Origin of the sequence: Dermabacter sp. HFH0086 (assembly GCF_000413375.1) — a bacterium.
GTDB lineage: Bacteria > Actinomycetota > Actinomycetes > Actinomycetales > Dermabacteraceae > Dermabacter > Dermabacter hominis.
Genome location: NZ_KE340308.1, coordinates 490,195 through 512,497 on the forward strand (window position 1 = coordinate 490,195; position 22,303 = coordinate 512,497).

A 22,303-nucleotide genomic window follows, 5' to 3' on the forward strand; every position below is an offset into this window, starting at 1 on the left:
TTTTAACTCCATCGCATGAGCAGGCCAGCCAACCAATCATCTGTGGCCCGTGCCCACACTCGGGGCACGGGCCAGGTGTCGGCTCAACCCACACGTTGCCACACTTGATGAGCTTCATGCCGTCATGTCGGCGTAGCGCTCGAAGAGGATCGTGAGGCGTTCCTCGTTGGAGTGGAGTGGCTTCTTCGCGCCGAAGGCTTTGTCGACGACGCGGTCGAGCGCAGCGTGGGCCTTGAGGAGCGCGGGGCTCATCGCGAGGGGGTTGTAGTGCTCGGCAAGAGAGCGCTCGGGGTGGAGCTCACGCGCAGCGATCACGCCCTTGCCAGCCTCGATGATTTTCTCGCGCAGTTCCTGTTCGACGGCGGGAAGAGGAAGGTTGTTCCACACGATGGTGTTCGAGAAGCGTAAGCGGGATTCGAGTGCACCGCCCACCGCACGCTGCCACGTAATGAACATCGATGACGAAATCACGCCGAAGAGGAAACCATCTGGATCCTCGGCAGTAAACAGCTGATCACCTGCTATTACTGTTTCAGGAAGGTGCTGGACCGTGTAAAAAGCGCGTGTTTCTGACACAACGCGGGGAATTCCCACGTAGGGAACAAGCGGGCGGTGTTTGTTTCCCCTGAACACGTGGGGGGTATCGCGAAGCTTGTACGCGTCACCGCCCGTCGATTGTTGTGACCGCCAAGCACGGCAGGCTTCGACTCGGGCCTTGAGAACCGGTGAACGTCCGAGATCGCTTGGGTCAAAGTTGCTGTCGGCCATCCACAGACACCAGCGGTCAAGCCCACGGACGACCTCGCGGCCCATGCGGAAGGGCCGCAAGTACCTCGCCGCGATGGGGTCCGCGGCGATCTCGGAATATTCATCCGCTTCGACGATCAGATTTCCCCCGTCGGCAGGCATGGTTCCAAAGCTCACCCTCGATAGCATCGGGCTAAGGGCTTTCGTTCGCTTGCGCACGAGGAGATTAGGTCCATCGATGAGGTAAGCGTTGACTCCCTTCGCGGGCACCTGCGTCGGCTCGCCCTTGACCTCGTTGTAGGTGAACAATTGGGGAGCGCTTCGCTCGTGCTTGTCATAGCCCGTGATCACGCAGTGCACGGCTGCGGCACCGGGTGCCTCGCTAGTCCACGAAAACGTCTGGTGGGCGAAGCGGATGCGCCAGCCGGCGTCGAAAAGAGGGCCAAAGAGCGGCGCGACACCCTGGCCCTGCGCGATCGAGTTCGTGGACACGAACGCAAAGCGGCCTCCTGTCACGGGCCGGAAGAAATCGCTCGCTTTCTTGAACCAGGCAGTGACGTAGTCCAAGGTACCGTCGTGGAGCTCGCCCCACACATCCTTGAGTTCCTGACGCTGCTCCTTTGCTTTCGCTTGGTGCCCAATAAACGGCGGATTGCCCACGATGAGCGTGTCAGGACCCGCGTGCACAAGCCCGCGCCAGTCGAGACGCAAGGCTTTACCCACGGTGATCTGCGCGGAATCCTGAAGTGGAAGCATCGGGTATGCGTAGCCAAGTGCGAGACTTAGTGCCTGGTTTGCTTGGTGCTCCACGAAAAACATTGCGGTCTTGGCGATGGTTGCTGGCCACTCTTCAATTTCGATGCCATGGAACTGACTAAGTTTCACATGGACGAGGCTCGCTGCATCGAGGGAGAGTTGTCGGCGCTCGGGGTAAAGTTCCTGTAGGCGCTGATGGATGCGTAATTCCAGCGCTCGGAGTTCGCGGTAGGCGATGATGAGGAAGTTGCCGCACCCACAGGCAGGGTCGTAGACCGTATCAAGTTGGATACAGGGGCTTGTGGTACTCGGATGACGCAGATGGTGCGAAACTAGCTCGCCGATAGGGAATACGTGCCGTGGCGCTGGTCATTGAGTGGTCTGCTCGGACGGTGTGGATCCGCGATCTGGTGCGATCGGGAGGTGGAGTCCGGCGATGTGAACCCCGACAGGCAAGGCTGAGAGTGAGGCGCTAAAAGGTGGGGCGAGCGCCAAAAGGTAGTGCCGGTTGCGGCTTGCTATTAGCAATGAACAGAGCGTGTAGGTACTTGACGCAAAGACAGGATCCGCAGCCATGCACTACTCCGATCTGGTGACAGTCCACGCCCGCCTGACGTACCGGCTGACCAGCTTCCTCCTCGAAAATCCCGCCGCCGGGGACAGCGTCGAGTGGTTGGCCGCATTCCGCGCCCAACGTCACGCAGCCATCGTCTTCACGATCACCGAGTGGGAGCTGTACTGGCTGGGTGCGCGCGTGGATCCGCGAACATTAGAAAAGGATGTAATACTGGCAAGCACAGTTGCGCATCCCCTATTCGAATGAACAAGGAGTCAAGAATGAAGTTATATTCTATTTACAGTAAACTGCTTAACTCAGATGCTTACATAGAGCTGATGAATAGCGATAGAACGGAGATACAATCTTATTTCTTATATGACGAAGGCGAACTAACTACGAAACCTAAATTTAGAGGACAGGAAGGTTTCAGTACCAAGAATATTAAACTTACTGATAAATATGACAGCATAGATAGTCTGTTGGTTTTTTCTGCTGATTTTTATGAAAAAATGAGTCTTCTACTCGAAGACGAGATGCAGTTTTCTGAAGCAGAGCTAATGATAGGTGATGAGATCATCAATTGTTATATTGGGAAAATAACCAACATTCAAAGCATTTTAAACGAAGAGAAATCAGAGTATGATGAGTGGCTAGGGGATGAAGATGAGCCTTTTGTAGAAACGCCAGTATTTATGAAGGAAATTCGCAATACTGTTTATTGCGTTAGAAACACATCCAGACAACATATCGTAGCATTTACAGAGTTGTTTAAACAACAGGTAGAAAATGAAGGTTTAAAAATTGAGTTTCAAGAGGTTAAACAATAATTTATTCGACTCTCTGATTTAACAGGACCTAATCAAGGCCATAAGGGACATTAAACCTAATGAAGTGCAGCACATGCGCGATGAATAACTAACGACGTGATCGGTGCCGCACAGAATCCTTCAAAGACTTCTTGACGACGAACGAAGACGCTGCAGGAGTGGAAATCCGTCTTGCCGGTGGGGTCACACATCGAGTTCCAATTCAGAATTGAGCCAACCACGGACACAATGCCCATGATCAAAGTCGCCCACTCTCAGTGGGCCTGTAAAGAAGCTGTAATCTGCCCGCTGTTCATGGTAGGTTCGCCCCTCTCCTTATCCCTGCATCTCTGCACCAATGGGGCCTTTTCCGGTGTCCCATCTACCGTGACCATATGACCCCAGAACGCATCAGCTTCCCCACTGTCACCAACGCGATCATTATGATGACCCAGTGTGGCAGCGCAGAGGTGCTCCCGGGCGAAGGCGGCCCAACGGGAGATCGCTTTGATGCCTTCGTTGAAGCGTGGGACTCGACCGCCACATGCTTGGTGCGCTGACCGGGCACGCCATTTGACAATGGCTTAAAGCTACTTAAAACCCATATCATCCAATAAAGGTATTCCTATAAATAGGGGGCTTAGACTCTGTATTTCAATTATGCAATAAGTCAATTGGCGCAACACCTGAATCATTTTTCTTGCTTTTATCCGCACCTCTTGCAAGCAAAAGTTTTGCCGTTGAACTATTCTCATCTGGAGAGTTCATCGCTGCACGCCAAAGCGGTGTATTACCCCAAGCATCCACTGGATCAATCTCAGCACCGTTATCAAGTAGCAACTCAGCCATATCGCAGTAATCATGAATAGCCGCTATGTGCAAAGCGGTCATACCTTGATTGTCGGCGGCAGACAGCTCATAGTTCTGCTCAATTAAATATGACACCAGGCTAAGATTATTTTTAGCAACAGCTGATGACAAAAGAGTTCTGCCATCTCTACCTACTGCATCAATACCATTTTTCTTTATAAATGCATCTAAAGCCGGCTTATTATCTGAATTAGTAATAAGCTGAATCATTTGTTCGTCAATAGTTGTCATAAAAAATCTAACTTTTCTATTTAGTGCTGACTTGGAAAACGATGATTATTCTTCACCTGCTCGTCAGCGGCAGACCGGCTCATGACACGGGTTTCACCCCCATGCCTTAGCTTTGGACTCCCACACTACTTCCTGACCTAGGTTCATCAACAGTTGTGGGGTACCGAGGTGATCGCACACATAATGATAAAGTTTCGATGCTGCTGGAATTTCTTGTGCTAACTCGGCCTGCCACTTCCGTGAGCCGAGTAGTTCCGCTTGTGCATCACTGCTATTAATGTATTGTGCCAAGGGCACAAATTGACCATCTTTGTAGAGATACTACACATTCAAGGCCATGGCCGGTGCGTTCTGCAAGTCACGTCCCGGATTGGCCGCATGTTTGCCCAGCTGCTGACCGCTTCGCTCTTCTGAAACAATGGTTAAACCTTCCCAATCATCGTCTATGACCACGTGATCCGTCTGCAAATCTATTCCGAACACGGAGTCACGCAGTTCATCGCACGAGGCACTATGGGGCGCTGTCGATTTAAGTAGACGTTCGACAGCGGGCAAAATGAATGCTCCTGAACCAATGAAAGTTTCGTACACGCGCCCCTCGGTCGGTTCCAGAATCTCCGCGAGGGTGCGCACCAAAGAACGAGGAGTGTAGAACTCCCCTCCCCGCTTGCCCTCAGCAGAGGCGCCCTCCGCCTGCATTTCGGCTTCAAGCTCTAGGCGGCGGGCGTCATCAAAAGCATCAGTCACATACTTGAGGAAGACAAGGCCCAAGACGATGTCCTTGTACTGGGAATCATCCATGGAGCCGCGCAGCTTGTCCGCAGCCTTCCACAGAGTGTCCTCAAATTCCTTCACGGGAGTGGCAACCATTCTTGGGAGTCTACTTCTCAGACTGCGGCTCACCGCTTCGGCGCTACAAAGGCGTATAAACCCGGCCGTCAAGTTGCGCAATCCGCCACCAATTCCCGGGTTTACCTGCCGTTCACCGACGGTCGCTGACCAGTTCACCATGGGCGGCTAACGTGATTTCAAAAGATACTTCCTTAACCTTAGCGTCAGGTTCCTGCAGTTCCACCAGCGAAAGCGGTGGAACTGCACCGAAGATAAAGGACGTCGCTGTGACAACCTCACCAGAAGCACCGAATACTTCGAAAACTCCGATGGCTCGCAGGCTTCTCAAGAAGGTCCCGCCTCAGATCCGAATTATCTTCGTCGTCCTCGGATTACTCCTGATCTTCGGGCTGTTCTCCCTAGGGATGCAACTGTTCATGCTCCTGGTCGTAGTGATGTCGGAAGTGCCGTGGGTCGCATCAGGGATTCTCCTCGGGATCTTCCTCATACTGCTCCTCCCAAGCAAGGGGTGGACCGTGTTCGGTACCCTCCTGTTCATAGTCGGGGCCATCGTCAGCGCGATCGCGGACGTCCCTGGCAACCCGATCTACAACGCGCCGTTTGAGGCACTGTTCCTCAACGAGGGCGAATACCTCTCCGCTAGCGTCATCATCGAGCACCCCACCCAAGGCGAAACAGCCGTCACCCCCGACAACATCATCGTGGATGCAGAGGGCAACGAGCTCCGCGACATCAACGACTTCCTCACGTTCCTCTACCGCCTGGTTCTGTATTCCGTCATCTACGGCGTACTCATCACGCTGCGCGGCTTCCTCGCGAAAATGAAAACCACATCCACGAGCGCCTCCCCTCGCAAGAAAGGGAACGACGAGGCTCACCTCAAGACGCCTTAGGCACGTCGGCGGCGCATCACCATCAACAACGCCATACCCGCCACAACAGTCACGGCCGCCAACGCGGCTGGCACAACCTCAGCCCCCGTGCGGGCCAACGCTCCCCCAGCCTCCGATGCGGTGCCTGCGTTATCGGTTCCACCAGCGTCCGATGGGGTGCTTGCGTTATCGGTGCCGTCAGCGTTGTCGGTGGCGTCCGGTTGCGCTGGGTCGGCTGGCTGCCTGCTGGGGTTTTGTGTTTGCGCTGGTCAGGTCCACGTCGTTAGTGCCATGAGGGCCACCATTGTCGTGGCTGTCATATCTCTTGTGGGATTTTTGTGGGATTCTGGCCCCCATGGTTTTTCTTGAGGATGCTGACACCTACCCCGTCGTCGATCAGGAGCGTGTGCCGGCAGAGGAGTGCGGAATTCTCGGGGCGGCGCAGCAGGCGCCGCGGGAACTGCGCATCGAGCACTCGACGATCCAGCTCGAACACCCCGGGCAAGTCGAGCACGAAGCGGTGTGCGGGGATCAGTAGAAGGCCACCTCGGCGCCCCCGTACTCCACGACGGTGTAACCCTCGGTCTCGGTGGCGGCGAACTGCAGGCCCCGACCGTGCTCACGATCCTCCGCCAGCCAGAAGGACACCCCGAAGCGCCAGCGTTCCAGGGGTTCGGACAGCACGCACACGCTGGTCAGCTCAGGTACCTCACCGTCCGGAAATTCCTCCCGGATCCGCTCCCGTGCTACCGCCAACCACTCCGGTGCCTCTTCGAGAGCCTCAGCGATGCGCGCCGTCATCTCCGGTGACAGGGGAACGTAAGCCGCATCGAGGTCATCGGAGAGGATGAGGCGGACCTGCCACTCGCCCGGAATCTCGACGAGCGTCTCGAAATCGTGGAACTCGTAGTTCATGGTGTCTAGTGACCGCGGATGGCGGTGTCCTCCATCATCTCGACGTCATACTGCGAGATCTCGGCGGCCGGGGGCGGTGCGCAGGTCGCCGTGGAGGTCCTCGCACTCCAAGACGGCGTCCGCGTCCACAGGCTCCCGCAACCGGTTGCTTCGGGATCCCCGAAGGTGGCATTGACTTGTCATGGGGTGATCTTTGGGGCCACAAATCCGTCAATGAGCGGCCCCGACCAGGAGCCCACATTCCAGACACTTTCCTCGATGAATTGGAAGAAAATGGATGTAAGGCTCTCGTTGAAGGCCGCGATTGGTCCTGTGAGCGCACTCGCCATGATAGGGCTTCCCTTGTGATGAAAACGGTTTGCCGTACTTGTGTTTACAAGAATATAACCGCTCAGAGATTAGGTGGCTGCCCTTAAAGCGCAAGATTTCTCGAGCGATTGTCATGGGCGGTTACCCCTGGAGAGCCTTTTCCGTTTTGTGTTTTGTCTGGCTCGCTATTCTGGCGGGCAAGATCGAAGCCGTCCCCATGAGAGGGCAATGACAACAGCACGTGAATAGCCTCCTCGCTAGTTGAACCAGTCAGGCAGCTAAATCGCAGTTCGCGCGCGTTTGTATCCCTCGTGCTATGAAAGTTTCGAGGATGTTGAGGTCACCTAGTTTCTTGAGCAACGCTTCCAGCGCTTTCTTGCTGTCGTACGCCTTGGCGAAAGACTCTTCGAGGTCATCGAGAAACAGTGGGCGAATTGCTTTGAGGATGTTCTCTTCTGTTGTGTAGTGGGCGCCAAATTCGCGGCGCGCACGTTTATCTTTGACCGCCTGGAAGAGCGACCCGAAAATAGCAGGAGAGATTTCGGCCCAGTTGAAATAGGTGGCTTTGAGGAGTAGCTTTCGCGACTGCTCCGTAAAGGCGGGAGTTTCGGTTGCTTCACCGAAGACGCTGCCATTGACGTATGGGAATGCTTGGATGAGTTCGTCATCCTGGCTTGGCCGCTCCTCCCTAGGCTGATTGAGTGCTTGGTAGAGGTCTGCGAGTTTTTCGCCAAGATCACTGCCGTCTTCGTTGGTGCGTTCCTCGATATACCTGGTGAAGAGGTCGCGCTGCCAGAGGTCAGAGTCGTCGGCGTAGAGGCAAAAGAGAGTGCGCACGAGAAACATGGAAGCGTGGTGTTCGTCGAAGCCGGTCGAATCAAGGTGCACATACAGTTCCGCCATGAGCTTCGCAGCGGCAACGGCTGATTCGGCCGCCTCGTAGTCGAACGCTTCGCGCATGCGCGTGAGAATTTCTGGCAGTGTGGGGTCTTCATCGAAGCCAATCCGAATGACCTCAAGTTGGCTCTCGAGGTGGGAGTCGGGCTGGCCAATGGCATGCGTGTGGGCGATGAGTTTTGCGTGTGTGCCGCCTGTTTCGGCGCGGCGGGGCCACCGCCACTCTTGGTGGGTGTCGTTTCCGAAGATGACGAGGCGTTCGTGGCTTTCTCGTGAGAGTTCTTGGTCGATAAGGCGCTGGATACGGCGCGGGGGAAGCTCATTGCAGTACCAGACGCGCAAGCCACTAAACCCGGCAACTTGCGTGAGGGTGTAGGTGTTGTCCTCTATTGAGAGTGTTACGGGTGGCAGTGTGGGGTTTTCCCACCCGAGGTGTTCGATGAAGAGGCGGCGAAAATCGTTGCGATCTACAAGGTTAAGAAGTGTGTGCGTCATTGCGTGATTCCCATGGTGGAGACGATGCGGATGGCATCAGAGGCGGTTCCGGATTCAAATACAAGTTCGTTGTCGCGGTGTAGTGAAACGACTCGGGCGGCGAGGGAGTTGTCGTCGACGCCTTGGCGGATTGCTTGGCGTAGGCGGCGCTCTGCCTCGCGGGTTAGTGGGTGTTGATAAAGGGATTCGAGTGCCGCCTGGGTGTCGCGGTCGAAGGTGGAGAAGTTCAGTGTTGCTCCGAGCCGGTTCCATACAGTCTTACGGACTCCACGTAGTCGTCCAGCGATGGCGGCCGGGGTGGAGAGGTCTTTTCGCACGAGGGTTGTAACGAGGTGTTCGTGATCTTCTCGTGGGTCGAGGCCTGGCTCTTCAGGTGAGGCTTCGAACAGGGCGAGTGTCTCGTGTCCAGTGAGAACTTTAGTAGTTCCGCTGGGGTCAATGAATCCGAACCCGTCGATGCCGCTGGCGGTGCGCACGAAGCACGTCAGGCCTTCACTACTGTCACTGATTCGCTTGCGTCGTGTGGCATCAATGAGATCCGGTAGCGCTGCGATTCGCTGCGCTTCTGCCGGGTCGCGCTGCTCGAGAGCATGCCAGTACTCATATGCCAGCGATGATGCATCCACGTCTTCCGTGCTCTCTTCATCATCGAGCGATCCGTTGTAGAGGTCGTTGAGCATTCGGGTTTCGTTTTCAGAGCCGAAAAAGTTTTCGTCTGAACCGAAGACGGCTGCGTTACGCGAGAGTCGTTGAGCGATTCGTTGACGTAGGGAGATGACGTTTTCGATGCTCTCGTGGAATATGGAGTAGATCAGAACTTCGGGCGAGATTTGCCCGATGCGGTCGACGCGGCCAGCGCGTTGAATGAGTCGGATGATCGCCCAGGGCAGGTCATAGTTGACAACAATATGGGCGTCTTGCAGGTTCTGGCCCTCCGAGAGAACGTCGGTGGCGATAAGGATGCGGGTTTCGTCCTCGGGCGCAACGACGGGATCGGCACCGGGCAGTGCGTTGGATCGGGGTGAGAATCTTTCTGCCATTCGTGTCGGGTCATCGGTCGCCCCGGTCACAGCTGCCACAGCGCCTACTCCTGCCTGGGCCAGCTGGGCTCCGAGATAGTCGGCGGTGTCCTTGTATTCCGTGAACACCAAGACTTTCTCATTCGGGTGTTTCACGCTCACTAATTCAATGAGGGCGGCAAGTTTCGAGTCCCTGTTCGGATCCCATACGCCTACCTTTGTCAGTAGTGCACGTAGGGCCTCCGTGTCTGCCCGCAGATCTGTCGCGAACTGGGCATTGAAATGAGAGGCGGGCACCCACGTAATGTCACGTGGAGCGTTAGCTTTGAGTACCTGGTATCGAGTAGCTGCGTCGGCTGCCGTTAGGTCGAGACCGCTTTCGAGGGTGTCTTCGTCGCTAAGCATGTCAAGGTCATTGATGGTGCCAGCCGGCACGTCAAGATCGTTCTCGAGCGCGTACACAAACAGTTCGTTGCGGGCGAGATGGCGGGTGAGGGACAGCAGGAATGCGTGCCCGCCAGAAGAGAGCCGCTTATAGAGCATGGTTTTTACGAAGCCAGCAACGTGTCCGCGGCCGCGATCAACGCCTTCTGCCCAGTCTTTGAAGAGTGGGTCTTTTCGAGCACGGTGGTTGAGGTACGAGCTGAGGTTGTAGCGAGGCAGACTTAGGTTCTCGATTACGGCGAGAGTGTCATCGTCAGCCAAAATCGTGGCCGGGTCGTCTTCGCCAAAGTCGTGCCGCAGCGGGATCGCCTTACGCGTAGGGAACGTGAACGATTCACCATTGGGGAACTCCACGTATTCTCGTCCGCTGTCGTCTTTCCGCGAGTAGTTTTGGCGGATGAAGGATCTGGTGCGGCGAACGAGGTTTTCGCTCATCAGGCGTTTCCAGTCGTCAGGATCTTCTGACTTACGGAATGCAGCAAGCGTGGTGACCTTCCCATCGACTTGATCCACAAGCTTGCTGTCTGCGGCAATAGCGTTCGTGGGAGCAATCGAAAGATCGTCATCCTCGTCAATCCACAGTGCCAACTGGTTCGCTACATCGGAGAACTCGATGTTGTATGGCGTTGCCGTCAAAGCAAGAACCTTCGACTCATTGCGACGAATGTAGTCAGACAAAGCGGTGTAGTCGCGGCGTTGGTTATTGCGCAGTGTGTGGGACTCATCCACGATGACAAACAGATAGCGGCGTAGGTCAGGGAGTATCTTGTGCGCCATCGAGTAGGGAACGACCGCGCCATGAAGACCGTAGGCTTCGAAGTGCTCTTCCCACATCCGAACGAGGTTCTTCGGGCACACCACAAGCGGCATATATCCGTGCTCATCACGCAGCATCAGCGCAACCGCGATTGCCGTTAAAGTCTTACCTAAGCCCACAACATCGCCGAGCATTGTTCCGCCGCGCGTGACAACTCTTCGAGCCAACGTTCGCACAGCCGTCGTCTGATAATCCAGGAGCTTGTTCGAAATCTCTGGAGGAATGGAATACTCCCCCAAGCCTTCACGCACGTCTCGTGAAAGCTCGTAGCAAACCTTCATAAAAACGTCATACGGTGGTCGGGGATTCGGAGTTGCCCATGATTCATCGAGCAACGCAAGAAGATCCTCGCTCACCTCACGGGAGAACGGATCATTCCATCGATCCTCGAACCACTTAGCTAAATCATGGGCGCTCGTATGGTCGAAAACGTCCACGTTCAGCTCGAGATTCGACATGAGCCCGGGCCACGTCAAGTTCGATGAGCCAACGAAACCGCCAATGGACGTGTTTACGGACTGCCGATGAAAGATATAGGCCTTGCCGTGAAGAGGCCTGCGGGTGAATACCTTGACCTGGATCGCACCTTGCGCCAGCAAGGATCGAAGAGACTGCAAGGTTACGCGATCAGTCGAAGTAGGAAGACCCCGCATCAGCTGTACACGTAGCTGCTCGAGCAATGCTGCCCTGCGCGCTTGAGAGGCCGCTCGATCCGCGTCTAGTCGATCTTTCCCGTCGACCATTGACTGAAGGGACTCCAGCGCCTCCTCCTGCGGTCCGCCCGTCACCATGCCGATCAAGATTCGCGCAACTGGAAGAGTCTTCGACTGCGCCATTTGCTCCACGATCCCGTTGAAAACAGACCAACCGCGCAGGTTGAAGTAGCCCACGGCTACATCCATTCGATCGCTCTCTCGCAGGGTTTTTTGCAGGTGAGGTCCTAGCTGGTGATCGATGTTGTCGAAAATCCGTCCCATGCAAACAATTATGCCGAAGGGTGCTGTTGCAAAGTTGGGGCAGTAGGAAAAGCGACGTGAAAAAATCCCAGCCATGGGTATCTTCTCCGGTCGTCATTTCCCCCGTAACATCATTCTGTGGGCAGTGCGGTGGTACTGCCGCTACGGGGTGAGCTACCGCGATCTGGAGGAAATGATGACCGAGCGGGCCGTGCCGGTCGATCACACCACGATTTACCGCTGGGCCCAGAAATACGCTCCTGAGCTGGACTAGCAAGCACGGTGGTACCGACAGGTACCTGACTGGCAGTCCAGTTCCTGGCGGGTGGATGAGACCTATATCCGGGTCGGCGGCAGGTGATGCTACCTCTATCGGGCGATCACCGCCGGTGGCCAGACCCTGGACTTTTTCCTCTCTCCGAAGCGGAATGTGGCCGCCGCGAAGCGTTTCCTGGCCAAGGCCCTCAGATCCAATGCGTCAGCCGGGTATCCCAGAGTGATCAACACCGATAAAGCACCCTCCCTAGCCAGGGCAGTCGCCGAGTTGAAGTCAGTGGGAATCTGCCCGCCAACAGTGGAACACCGGCAGGTGAAATACCTCAACAACATCCTGGAAGGCGACCACGGTCGGCTGAAGCGGATCCTCGGGCCGAAAGGCGCGTTTAAGAACCGGACATCTGCATATCGAACGTTGAAAGGGATGGAGGCGATGCGCTCATTGCGGAAAGGGCAAGGCGCGATGTTTGCCTACGGGCAACCGAACCCGGACGCGGTGATCGTCAACCGGGTCTTCGAGACGGCCTAACAACGCCCACACGCAGCGGCCATCAGGGAATGAGAAACTGAGTCTTCGCTGCTCTCCGCCCAACTTTGCAACAGCACCATTCGGCCACTGAAATCGTCTTCATGGCTCGAGTGTGGATGCACTATCTAATCGAATCGAGAGCATTCTTCGCACCTGGAACGCAACGGCGCCCGGTGACTTCCTCGAATGTGAGGCTCCGGAGGTGTGCAGCTTCTTGCACTCAGTGTGCGGCGAGGAACTCCTCGAGCGAATCAAGCATCGCCAACCGCTCTGACTCCTCGGCCCACGAAATCTCGATCGAGTTCCGCGCGAGCTGTGCAACCTGTTCCTTCGTGAGGCTTTCCTTTTCCGCAAGCGTAAGGAAGTTATCCGCGATGTAGCCGCCGAAGTACGCCGGGTCGTCGGAGTTGATCGAAACCTTCACCCCGCGGCCAAGCAGCTCGACAATTTCCTTGCCCTTCATCTCTTCCGTCACGAAGGAGTTCGACATGGGGCAGCTCGTCAGGCCAATCCCCTTCTCCACCACAAGCTTCACGAGCTCGGGGTCCTCAATGATGCTCGTGCCGTGATCGAGACGCTCGGCACCAAGCTTCGTGAGCGCGGTACGGATGTTGTCGATCGAACCGACCTGGTCGATATCGCAGTGCATTGTCACGCGAAGGCCGTTCTCACGTGCGAGGTCAAACGCCTCGGCAAACTTCTGCGGTGGATTGTCGCGCTCATCCGAATCGAGCCCCACGCCCACGAACATATCCTTGTACGGAAGCGCCGCACGAAGGGTCTCAAGTGCCGAATCCGCCGACATGTCGCGAAGGAAGCACAGGATGAGATCCGCGCTCAGGCCATTCTCACGGGCCTCCTCGACGGCGCGATAGTAGCCGCGGATCACGGCCCCGAGTTCAACCCCCCTGGTGGTATGCGCCTGCGGGTCAAAGAAACATTCGGCACGCACAACACCATTCTCTTTCGCCCTCGCAAAATACGCGGAGCCCAGCGCGTAGAAATCGTCCTCGTCCTGAAGCACGTTCATCGCTGGGTAGTACACGGCGAGGAACGACGACAACGAATCGAATTGATAGGAGGCCTCGACCTCCTCAACGCTCTCCTGGCCAATATCGATCCCATTTTTCTTCGCAAGCTTGAGCTTGAGATCAGGCTCAAGAGTGCCTTCGAGGTGAAGGTGAAGCTCAGCCTTGGGAATGCCGTAGGCGAAATCTCGCGAAATAGCCACGATTGCTCCTCATCATCGTTCGAGAAAAATACTTCTACGGGAATACCCTTTTTTCATTGTTGCACCACGGAGCGCAGGCAACCGTCGGACCCGAGCCTCTAAAGTGACTGCTCGCGGATCGTGCCGAGCGTGCGCGGGCGGATACTCGGATCCGACTGCAACCACTCGCCAACCTCGCGCGGTCGAACGTCGACCGTGTGGAGGTCGTTGATCTCGATCCACTTGACGCCCACCTGGTGCGGGTCGTGGCCCTCCCCGATGCGCGGCTCGCTACCCGGTTCGAGGTCGCACCAGAACAGAAGATTCTGCTGGTGGAACACTTGCCCTGAGTCGCGGTGGCGGCCCACCTTCGCGCTGATGAGATCGAACGTGCACGCGAGGTCGTACACACGCACGGCCGCGCCGACCTCCTCCTCGCATTCGCGCCTCAGCGCCTCCACTTGGCTTTCGCCGTGTTCTTGCCCGCCGCCGGGCAGGACGAACACGCGGTTGCCGTCAACATCGATGTTTTCGTTGAACAGCACGCTGGTTCCGCGCACGATAATCGCCTTGACGCCAACGCGCACGTTCGAATAACCGGGATCAAGTTCCATAACCCCATCGTAGGGGTCCGACGCTTGCCCGCCACCCGGGCGCCCTATTTTGCGGGGAGTTTCTGCGCGAGACAATCGCGAGACAATGGTGCGCATGAGTACGCAAAGAGAAGTGGCAGATGAGCACCACGGGGGAGCCGCAACACCTCGCGCGCCGTGGTGGGCGATCGCCATCATCATGGCAGGGGGCGTTCTCGCCGCTCTCCAGTCCCGCATTAATGCCGATCTTGCGGGGCAGCTCGAGAGCCCCTATCTCGCGGCCTTCGTGAGCTTCGGCATTGGCTGCCTTGGACTTTGCGTAATCGTGCTGTCTCTGCCCGCTGAGCGACGTGCGGCGCGGGACTACGCGCGCGACATCGCGACGGGTCGCTTCGATTGGCGGTACGCGATCGGCGGCCTTGGCGGCGCCTTCCTTGTTTTCACGCAGTCCCTCACGGTAGGGGTGCTCGGGGTCGCCCTGTTCATCGTGAGCGTTGTCGCGGGGCAAACTCTCGCTGGGGCCGCTCTCGACCGCGTCGGTTTCGGGCCCGGTGAGCCGCGGCGCTTGAGCACCTCGCGCCTTGTCGGCTCAGCCCTCATGGTCGCCAGTGTCGCCTTGGCGCTTGCCTCCGGGCTCACGAACGCCGTGCCGTGGCTCAACCTGATCCTGCCGTTCGTCGCGGGAATAGGCGTCGGCCTTCAAACGGGAGCCAACGGCATCGTCACGGCGAACACGGGAAGTTTTCTCGTTTCGGCGCTCGGAAACTTCACGCTCGGCTCACTCGCGCTCGGCATAGCTGCGGCGGTCAGCCTCGCGCTCACCCCGCTGGGTGGGGCGTTTCCCACCAATCCGGTTCTCTACCTCGGTGGCCTGATCGGCCTCACCTACATTGCCGCCTCCGCCGCCCTCGTGCGGTACACGGGCGTGCTCGTCCTGAGCGGCGCGGCGATTGCGGGCCAAATCATCGGGTCAGTCATGCTCGATGCGCTCGACCCGAGCGTGCACCTCTCCCCGCTCACGGTGATCGGGGCGGCGCTCACCCTGCTCGCGGCCGTCATCATCGCGGGCTACATCCCCCTGCGCTCACCACGACCTGAATGACGCCCACACCTTCGGCCGTATCCCGGGGCGCGCAGCGTGAGTATCGAGGTATCAAGCAAGCGCCCCGAGACTGTAAGGGAGCGAAAAAGTTCGGGTAATCCTCACCTGATCACGCTTGATCCGCGACGAGGCGCGCGCTGAGGCCATCGGGGGCGAATTCAACGTGTGAGGACAGATCCTCAACCGATTCGAGAACGGTGAACGTCGAGCGCTTCGATGCCGCAACCGCACGCCACACATCCTCCGCCGGTTCGCTTGCCTCGGGGCTGAGAGCAGCGATCGCGCGCGCAACGGTATCCACGTATTCATCGAGGCTCGTCGCTAGCAGATGCATGTCGAGTTCCTCGTCGATCCACCACACGCCGCCCGGGATGCCCTCATCATTGAGCGTGAGAATCACGGCATCGTCGACGGTCTCGAAGAGGGGATAGTACGACGTCGGCTCGCCCAGCAACGTGAAGGGGCCAAGATCCGTGCGGTCCTCGGCCAGAAGGTTCAGCTCAAACTCCTCCCCCACGCGTGCCCCCGCCATTTCATCGGCGAGATCTTTGAGGGCGGGGGGAACATCGGCCCCGGATTCTTCGGGGTCGATCGGTTCAGCGAGGCCATTCGAGGAGGCAACTGCGACGGCAAGCCGCTCGAGTGCCGCCCGCATTTTCGAGGTGTCGACGTCGGTGGTGGGAGTGGGCCAGTCAAGTTTTACGGGCTGATTCACGTGCATCCTCCTCGGGGCGCCAGGCCATGTGTAAAGGTTTCGTGAGGAACCACGGCAATCGTACCGTGACCTCAGCCACGATTCCCAGACTCTAGCTCGGCAAAATGCATCACTACCAGCACAAACGCTGACCTCGCGAGCGCTCCTTGCAGGAACGCCGCGGCGCTCCCAGCGATTTGCTAGGCCAAGCACAGCGCCCGGGAAGAAAGAGGCGGTTATATGTAATCACGCGTTAGCGGCGTACCGATTCTTTGAGGAGAGGATCCGTACATCAGGCCCTAGCGCGGGGGAAAGGGATACGGCGCCGGCTCGTGGGGACGAGCCGGCGCCCTCTTTATGCGCTGACGCCGTGGGGTACCAGCAACCTCGGCCCAGCCTCGCACGGTTCGCCGCCAAACGGGCATGACTCGTCGCCGAAAACTGCACCCAACGTTTGCGGCTGAATTCGAGCGCAAACCACCACATATGTTGGGGTTAGTTTCCTAGACGGGAGAGGAGTGGGTCGAGGGGCCACGGGTCGACAGGAGACCCCGAGCGGGCCGAGGCAAGCCAAGGGGCCACCCGCGAACGGATTCGCAGGCGGCCCCTCGTCACAGGCGTCAACCGCCCCTATGGCCGCTGGTCGCGCCGACGCGTCGTCATCAGCATCGCGCCCGCAGCCACGAGCGCTCCGCCAACGAGCATGAGCCCTGCTACTTCGGCACCCGTGCGCGGCATGAAGGCCGAAGCACCCTTCGCCTTACCGCGACTTGGATTCTTGCCACGCTGGCTGCCGGCAACCGTCGGACCTTCGCCCTCACCGCTACCGCTGGAACCCGAGGTCGCCGAAGGCGAACCGCCCGGCTTCTCGGGGTTCGCGGAAGCATCGCCGCGGCCACCGGAGTCACCCGAGCTGCCCTTCGGGCCGGGCTTCGCGGGGGCGACGATTTCCTTGCCGTCATCGCCGCCGTCGGTGCGGGCCGGCTCGACCACGCGATACGTCCCCTGCGAGGAGCCCACCCAGGTGAGCATGCCATCGGCCCAGGTCGAGCCGATCGGCTCCTCGGTGCCGTCCTCGCGCACGAGCATGACCGCCGAACCCTCGGGCACGGGCAGCGTGAAAGTCGCCTCGAGTGGGCCGAACGCGTTCGACACGGCGATCGTGTGCACGCCGTTGTCGCTCGCGATGTCAGCGGTGAGCGAGTCGTCGCTGCGGAAGGTCGACGTGGCGCTCAGGTCACCCGCGCGCAGGGTCACCTGCTCAAGGTCGATCGTGACCTTGACGCTCCGCACCACCTGGCGTCCGGCGGCATCGGTCGCGACGAGCACGACGGAATTCTCGCCGGCAGTGAGGACCGTGCCCTCGCGCAGGGCAAGGGTCGTCGTCTCGCCCTTCGCCACGGTGCCATCGGCAAGCACGGCACCGTCATCCGAAACCGAGTAAGCCTCGAGGACGCGCTCGGCAAGCGCCTCATCGTCCGCAAGGTCCTTCCGGTTCACGGTGAGGGAGAGCGCGTCCTCGCCTTCGATCACGGGTTCCGCATCGACGTCGAACGTCCGCGCCCCGGTCTGCTCGTTGCCGGCGAGGTCGGCGCTCGCCGCGGTCACGGTGTAGCGACCCGCGGGAAGGCTCGATGTGTCGAGCTCGCCGGACAGGCTCGTCGTGTCGGGAACAGCAAGCGTGCCCTCTGCGGTCACGTCTTCGCTCGAGCTCGAGGTGGCCGCTTCGTGTGCGGGAGCCTCGCCACCATCGACGGATTCGGCCTGGGACGCCGAGTCCTTGCCAGGATCAATCTCGTCGACGTCCACGAGGACGTTCTCGACGGTCACCTTTTCCGTGTCGAGCGTGACGCTCTCGTTGACGAATTCGCGCGAGAGAGTGCCGTCGGCCGTCACACCAGCAAAGCGCGCATTGAGGCTCGCGAGATGCGGATCCGTAGCGCTCACGGTGAGGGTGCGGCCGTCGGTAATGCGCTCGCCATCGCCAACGGTCTCGATCGCCACCTCGGGCGCGACCTTGTCAACGATCACGGGGATCGCGGCGACCCTCGTGTTGCCGATCGAATCGGAGAAGGTCACGAGGATCGTGTCGCCATCGGCGACCGCAACCGTCTCGGAGAATTCACGGCGGTTGGCCTCGGGGCCGATCGCGTTCGGAACGTGGATGTCCACGGCTTGCTGGTTATTGACGCGGAGGCCATAGCCCCAACCGTCATCCTCCGCGGTTCCCGCAAACGTTGCCTCGTCCTTGTTCGTGAAGAGGGTGCCGTTCACGAGGTTCGGGCTGTCGAAGCGCACGGTCGGTGCGTTGACGTCGAACCAGATGTTGAGGATCTGGCGACCCTTCACCTCGCCTTCGGGGTTCGTCACGACGTATTCGTAGTGGTTCTCTCCGGTGGCGATGGGAACCTTCGCGGTGAAGGTACCGTCCTCGCCGACGGTTGCCGTGATGGGCTCGAGGCTACCGATGTGCTCGCCTTCGGCGCGCGCACCGGGGGTGAGGGTCACGGTCGAGCCGGGCTGACCGCCCTTGCCGCGCAGGGTGTAGGTCGAGCCGTCTTCACTCAGGTCGCCAGATTCGGGCGACACGAGGCACAGCGCGAATCCCTGGAGGCACTCGAGGTTCTCAAACTCGGGAGTCGGGGTGGCTTTGGAGCCTTTGACGCGCCCCGAGATCTCCACGACGAGGTAGGTGAAGTTGGCGTTGTCGCCTGCCTGAAGCACGAAGAGCGGTTCCTCTTCTTCCACCGAGGAGGTCGTCACCTCGAACGAACCATCGGGTTCAGCACCCACGAAGTCCCAGTTCACACCGGCCCACAGGCCGCCCTTCTTCGCGCCAGGGTTGGAAGGTTCGGGGTCCTTGATGGTGCCCTTGATCGTGATCGACCCGTCCTCGTTCGGGATGATGCGGCCGTCCTCGTCGAGGTTCGAGGCAGAGATGTCCACCGAGGCCGGTTGAGCATCGTAGTAGAACGTGAGGGTTTCGGAATCGATCTCTTCGCCGGCCTCGTTGAAGGCGCGGGCCGTGATCGAGTTTTCCGCATCGGGCTTCACATCAACGAGCGCCGTGAAGCCGCCGCCCGTGATGTCGTAGCTCTTGCCTTCGACCTCGACCTTTGCCACCTGGCTCGTCACGGTTCCGCTCAACTGGAACTTTCCGTCCACGTACGCGTCGGAGGCATTTCCGAACACGAATTCGGGGTCGTTGTAGGTCTTCGTGTTGAGAAGCACGAGCGGGTCATCATCAACGAGGACCTTGCGGAACTCCACCTTGTTGTAGGCGTTGTCGGAAGCGATGAACCACAGGTACTTCGAGGCTTGGGCGTCCTTGACCGTAACGGTGTAGGTACCGTCACCGTTGGCCTTGACCGGGAGGCCCTCCCCCGTGGCATCGATGACGGACAGGGACGGGTTGGCACCCGAGAGTTTGTCGTCGATCGTGATCGTGATGGTGCCGTTTTCAAGCTCGCCAACGCTCACTTCGGGTGGCGTGACATCGATGCCGAAGGGCATATCGACCGTCTGCCAGTCGAAGTCTTCCGAGAGCCGCGACTTCACACGGTAGATGTAGCGGCCTTCGGGGACGTTCACGAATTCGCCCTTGGCCGGATCCCACATGCGGCCGTCGAATGTGCCGCCATTGATGAGGGTCGAGCCTTCGGGAGCGAGTTTGTTCTTGACCTCGAGCACGTCGCCCGCGATGGTGCGGGGAACACTGTGCGTGGCGCCGAGGTCAACGAGCGGTTCCCCATCCTCCGTGAGCACATTGAACTCGACGTCGGCGGCGTTACGCATCATGGCGAGCGCCGCGCTGGCTTCGTCGCGCGTACCGTCGCCATTCGGCGAGAGCCAACCACCCTCGGGCAGGGTGCTCGGGTATGGGCTGCCAAATAGATCGAGTGTCGTGGAAAGACCCGTGACCTCGCTCTTCACGCCGAGGGCGTCCCAACCATGACCCTGCTCAGCGACGATGGGTTCGGCATTCCAATCTCCAACGAAACCGAAGTACGGCACGGAAAGGGTGGGCGCGTTTTCGGAGTGAAGCACCGCGTACCCCTCAATGAAGTGGTCTCCGGCGCTCAGGTCGGGCTTGAGGGTGAAGGTCACGTTCGCGGTGCCGTTTGCGGGAACGGTCACGGATTTTTCCGACGCCTGCAGGCTCTCGTGGGAGACCACGCTCGTCGTCTTTTCCCCCTTGGCATTCGTTTCGTTGAGCACAGTCTGCGCGGGGATGTCGTAGGTGACCGCCTCGCCCGAGTGGTTCGTGAGACTCACCGTGAACTCGCGAACGGAGTTGACCTCTTTGAGCTCGACGGCCGGCTCGCCGTCGACGGTCGCGTACACGTTCGTATCGAGGGCGTTGTGCATCTGGGCGAGACCTGCGCCGACCTGACGCGGCGGCGCAACGTGCTCGCCGTTCTTCACGGGAATCGCCGTGTTCATGAGTGCCGTGCGGGCACGGGCAAGCCGCTCTGGCCCACTGAGGTCGGGGTAGCGTTCGGCGTAGTTCTCAAGGAGCAGCGCGGACATGCCCGAGATATTCGGGGCCGCCATGGATGTTCCGGACTTCGTGCCGTACTTGTTGTCGTTGAGCGTCGAGTAGACGCTTCCGCCAATGCCGGCGATCTCGGGTTCAAACTCGAGATTGGGGGTCGTGCCCCACGAGGAGAACGTCGAGGCCTGAGCAGCGGTGGGGTTCGCCTCCGAACCAATCTCGTTTGTGAGGCGGATCGTCACGGGCGTATCGCCGGCCTTTGCGATCGCATCGCGAATGGCAACGCCCGTCGAGCGCTTGAGGGAACCGCCGATGATCGTGAAGTCTTCGATGCCGGCCATCCCAGCGAAGGCTTCGCCGCCCTCTTGGGAGTTGAACACGAGCACGCCGGCTGCGCCGTGGTCCATCGCGCGCTGGAATTTCTCGGTGAAGGAGATTTCGCCGCGTTCGATGAGGGCGATCTTCCCGCTCAGATCGGTGCCGTCCGGGTAGTCCTCTTTCTTGCCTCGACCGAGAAAAGCAACCTCGTAAGGCTTGTTCGTCGCTTCGCCGATCTGGAGCTGGTAGCCGAAAGGATGGTCTTCCCCGTCGTTGTAGAAGCCGCGGGGTGTCGAGACGACGTTGTTGTCAACCGAAGCGACCGTAAGGGCATTGCCCTGGATGCCGGGGGTGCCAACGGTGCCGTCGTCGAGCTTGCCGAGGGCGTCGTCGGTTCCACCCGTTTCGGAAAAGTTGAGCCCGTCGTTGCCGGAGGAGATGACGGCGAGTACACCCATCTCTTCAGCCTTCTTGAGGGCGAGGTTCGAGCCGTCGGAGTCCCACTTGACGCCATTGGTGGATCCGAGGGAGAGGTTGATGACGTCGGCCTTAAGTTTGACGGCATCCTCGATTGCGGCGATGAGGTCGGAGTCGGAGGCGTAGGGGTTTGCGCCGTTAGAGAAGACCTTCAACGAGAGGATCTGGGCGTTCGGGGCGACGCCCTCGAGCCCGCCTTTCTTGCCGTCGGGGGCGTTGGCGGCGACGATTCCGGCGACGTGCATGCCGTGCTGGCTCGTCGTTGTATCCCAGAATTCGTAGTTTTCGTCGGCGTAGTTGTAGCCCTCGGGGATTTTCTTCGTGAACTTGCCGTTCGGATTCACCGTGTCGATTTTCGTATCGACGCCGTCGTCGATGCGCATGTCTTCGTGGGTGGGGTCGACGCCCGAGTCGATGACGGCGACGACCATCCCGGAGCCGTCAACGCCATAGTCATCGAAGGCTTTGGAGACCTGCTGCATTTCGCGAGCCTCGTATTCGGTCCGCTCGTACTGGCGCTCGCGACGCACGGAGTCGACCGCCGGTTCAGCCTGGAGCTTCGCCATGTTGGCCGCGGGCATCGTTGCCGAGAAGCCGTTGACGAGGAAGCCGAACTGACGGTCGACCTCGATGCCGTAGGTTTTGCTCCACGAGTTGATGAGGCGAATCTGTTCGCGCAGGTTCCGGCTTTCGCCGTTTTTGGAAGGCGAGCCAGGCTGGCTCTTGAGAGTCACGAGGACGGCGACCCGGTCTTTGCTGGAGTTGGACTCGACGTGCGCCGGGTCCTTAGGGGGCTCGTTGCCGTGCGGCTGTGCGGCCACGGGCGCGGCTGCGAGCGTGAGCGCCGTGAGCGCTGCGACGCATGCTGCGGCGGCGCGCTTGAGTACTGGGATTCCCACCCGACACCTCTTCGGTAGTGACGATCCCGCGCCACGGATGTGACGCGCAGCCCAATTAAGGGTTGCGGTCGATCATAAGCATGTAACGCGCAACACGCAGCCGAATCTCAGAATGTGTACAAAATGGGTTCAGGGAATCTGTACCCAACATTTGCGGCGGAATGG

17 protein-coding genes and 1 pseudogene are annotated in these 22,303 nt (G+C 59.0%); 7 read left to right on the top strand and 11 right to left on the bottom strand.

Annotated features, from left to right (window positions below; all coding sequences use genetic code 11):
• Positions 1-114: 114 nt before the first annotated feature.
• Positions 115-1,848, bottom strand: coding sequence for a DNA methyltransferase (locus tag HMPREF1484_RS02325; RefSeq protein WP_332067303.1), 1,734 nt, complete (start codon positions 1,846-1,848; stop codon positions 115-117).
• Between the two features lie 229 nt (positions 1,849-2,077).
• Between HMPREF1484_RS02325 and HMPREF1484_RS02330 the strand changes: the two genes are divergently transcribed.
• The 3 genes from HMPREF1484_RS02330 (at position 2,078) to HMPREF1484_RS11455 (ending at position 3,428) form a co-directional block, all read left to right on the top strand.
• Positions 2,078-2,326: a hypothetical protein gene (locus HMPREF1484_RS02330; protein WP_016663410.1), complete on the top strand. Its 249-nt coding sequence runs from the start codon at positions 2,078-2,080 to the stop codon at positions 2,324-2,326.
• A 14-nt stretch (positions 2,327-2,340) separates the two neighbouring features.
• Positions 2,341-2,889 (top strand): hypothetical protein, encoded by a 549-nt coding sequence (locus HMPREF1484_RS02335; RefSeq protein WP_016663411.1) that lies wholly within the window; start codon positions 2,341-2,343, stop codon positions 2,887-2,889.
• Positions 2,890-3,263: 374 nt separating this feature from the next.
• Complete coding sequence (locus HMPREF1484_RS11455) at positions 3,264-3,428, top strand: hypothetical protein (RefSeq protein WP_016663412.1); 165 nt, start codon at positions 3,264-3,266, stop codon at positions 3,426-3,428.
• 94 nt (positions 3,429-3,522) lie between these two features.
• Here HMPREF1484_RS11455 and HMPREF1484_RS11125 read toward each other — a convergent pair whose 3' ends face one another.
• From HMPREF1484_RS11125 to HMPREF1484_RS11645, 3 genes are all read right to left on the bottom strand, one after another.
• Entirely contained in the window at positions 3,523-3,969 is a 447-nt protein-coding gene (locus HMPREF1484_RS11125) for an ankyrin repeat domain-containing protein (RefSeq protein ID WP_084813908.1), read from the bottom strand.
• Positions 3,970-4,062: 93 nt separating this feature from the next.
• Positions 4,063-4,266, bottom strand: a complete 204-nt coding sequence (locus tag HMPREF1484_RS11955) for an RHS domain-containing protein (RefSeq protein WP_084813909.1) — start codon at positions 4,264-4,266, stop codon at positions 4,063-4,065.
• A 24-nt stretch (positions 4,267-4,290) separates the two neighbouring features.
• Positions 4,291-4,839 (bottom strand): type I restriction-modification system subunit M, encoded by a 549-nt coding sequence (locus tag HMPREF1484_RS11645; protein WP_016663413.1) that lies wholly within the window; start codon positions 4,837-4,839, stop codon positions 4,291-4,293.
• Positions 4,840-5,087: 248 nt separating this feature from the next.
• On the opposite strand from HMPREF1484_RS11645, the gene HMPREF1484_RS02345 reads away from it, so the two are divergent.
• The gene (locus tag HMPREF1484_RS02345; RefSeq protein WP_016663414.1) at positions 5,088-5,714 is read left to right on the top strand and encodes a hypothetical protein; all 627 of its coding nucleotides are present in this window, start codon (positions 5,088-5,090) and stop codon (positions 5,712-5,714) included.
• A gap of 334 nt (positions 5,715-6,048) precedes the next feature.
• A complete protein-coding gene (locus tag HMPREF1484_RS02350; protein ID WP_016663415.1) occupies positions 6,049-6,231 on the top strand; it encodes a hypothetical protein in 183 nt (60 codons plus the stop codon).
• Here the strand turns inward: HMPREF1484_RS02350 and HMPREF1484_RS10785 are convergent.
• The 3 genes from HMPREF1484_RS10785 to HMPREF1484_RS02370 form a co-directional block, all read right to left on the bottom strand.
• Entirely contained in the window at positions 6,225-6,608 is a 384-nt protein-coding gene (locus HMPREF1484_RS10785) for a hypothetical protein (RefSeq protein ID WP_016663416.1), read from the bottom strand. The two genes, HMPREF1484_RS02350 and HMPREF1484_RS10785, sit on opposite strands and share 7 nt — an antisense overlap.
• Positions 6,609-7,187: 579 nt before the next feature.
• Positions 7,188-8,309, bottom strand: a complete 1,122-nt coding sequence (locus tag HMPREF1484_RS02365; RefSeq protein WP_016663419.1) for a type IIL restriction-modification enzyme MmeI — start codon at positions 8,307-8,309, stop codon at positions 7,188-7,190.
• Complete coding sequence (locus HMPREF1484_RS02370) at positions 8,306-11,641, bottom strand: helicase-related protein (protein WP_232049679.1); 3,336 nt, start codon at positions 11,639-11,641, stop codon at positions 8,306-8,308. Before HMPREF1484_RS02370 ends, HMPREF1484_RS02365 begins: the two co-directional genes overlap by 4 nt.
• Here HMPREF1484_RS02370 and HMPREF1484_RS11135 point away from each other — a divergent pair.
• Positions 11,640-12,350: pseudogene (locus HMPREF1484_RS11135) on the top strand (IS6 family transposase). The gene HMPREF1484_RS02370 and the pseudogene HMPREF1484_RS11135 overlap by 2 nt on opposite strands.
• Positions 12,351-12,570: 220 nt before the next feature.
• Here HMPREF1484_RS11135 and add read toward each other — a convergent pair.
• Together add and HMPREF1484_RS02390 are read right to left on the bottom strand one after the other, a co-directional pair.
• Positions 12,571-13,581 (bottom strand): adenosine deaminase, encoded by a 1,011-nt coding sequence (add, locus tag HMPREF1484_RS02385; RefSeq protein ID WP_016663423.1) that lies wholly within the window; start codon positions 13,579-13,581, stop codon positions 12,571-12,573.
• A 98-nt stretch (positions 13,582-13,679) separates the two neighbouring features.
• Positions 13,680-14,174 carry an NUDIX domain-containing protein gene (locus HMPREF1484_RS02390; RefSeq protein WP_016663424.1) on the bottom strand — a complete coding sequence of 165 codons (495 nt, stop codon included), beginning with the start codon at positions 14,172-14,174 and terminating at the stop codon, positions 13,680-13,682.
• Between the two features lie 94 nt (positions 14,175-14,268).
• On the opposite strand from HMPREF1484_RS02390, the gene HMPREF1484_RS02395 reads away from it, so the two are divergent.
• Positions 14,269-15,255, top strand: coding sequence for a DMT family transporter (locus HMPREF1484_RS02395; protein ID WP_016663425.1), 987 nt, complete (start codon positions 14,269-14,271; stop codon positions 15,253-15,255).
• Positions 15,256-15,364: 109 nt separating this feature from the next.
• Here HMPREF1484_RS02395 and HMPREF1484_RS02400 read toward each other — a convergent pair whose 3' ends face one another.
• Positions 15,365-15,970 (bottom strand): hypothetical protein, encoded by a 606-nt coding sequence (locus tag HMPREF1484_RS02400; protein WP_016663426.1) that lies wholly within the window; start codon positions 15,968-15,970, stop codon positions 15,365-15,367.
• Between the two features lie 609 nt (positions 15,971-16,579).
• A complete protein-coding gene (locus HMPREF1484_RS02405) occupies positions 16,580-22,138 on the bottom strand; it encodes a S8 family serine peptidase (RefSeq protein WP_016663427.1) in 5,559 nt (1,852 codons plus the stop codon).
• Between the last annotated feature and the right edge of the window lie 165 nt (positions 22,139-22,303).

Excerpts from the sequence above, each read along its gene's own strand:
- HMPREF1484_RS02365 (WP_016663419.1), bottom strand. The coding sequence starts at position 8,309 with ATGACGCACACACTTCTTAACCTTGTAGATCGCAACGATTTTCGCCGC.
- HMPREF1484_RS02395 (WP_016663425.1), top strand. The coding sequence starts at position 14,269 with ATGAGTACGCAAAGAGAAGTGGCAGATGAGCACCACGGGGGAGCCGCA.
- HMPREF1484_RS02335 (WP_016663411.1), top strand. The coding sequence starts at position 2,341 with ATGAAGTTATATTCTATTTACAGTAAACTGCTTAACTCAGATGCTTAC.
- HMPREF1484_RS02350 (WP_016663415.1), top strand. The coding sequence starts at position 6,049 with ATGGTTTTTCTTGAGGATGCTGACACCTACCCCGTCGTCGATCAGGAG.
- HMPREF1484_RS02330 (WP_016663410.1), top strand. The coding sequence starts at position 2,078 with ATGCACTACTCCGATCTGGTGACAGTCCACGCCCGCCTGACGTACCGG.
- HMPREF1484_RS11125 (WP_084813908.1), bottom strand. The coding sequence starts at position 3,969 with ATGACAACTATTGACGAACAAATGATTCAGCTTATTACTAATTCAGAT.
- HMPREF1484_RS11645 (WP_016663413.1), bottom strand. The coding sequence starts at position 4,839 with ATGGTTGCCACTCCCGTGAAGGAATTTGAGGACACTCTGTGGAAGGCT.
- HMPREF1484_RS11455 (WP_016663412.1), top strand. The coding sequence starts at position 3,264 with ATGACCCCAGAACGCATCAGCTTCCCCACTGTCACCAACGCGATCATT.
- HMPREF1484_RS02390 (WP_016663424.1), bottom strand. The coding sequence starts at position 14,174 with ATGGAACTTGATCCCGGTTATTCGAACGTGCGCGTTGGCGTCAAGGCG.
- HMPREF1484_RS02370 (WP_232049679.1), bottom strand. The coding sequence starts at position 11,641 with ATGGCTGGGATTTTTTCACGTCGCTTTTCCTACTGCCCCAACTTTGCA.
- HMPREF1484_RS10785 (WP_016663416.1), bottom strand. The coding sequence starts at position 6,608 with ATGAACTACGAGTTCCACGATTTCGAGACGCTCGTCGAGATTCCGGGC.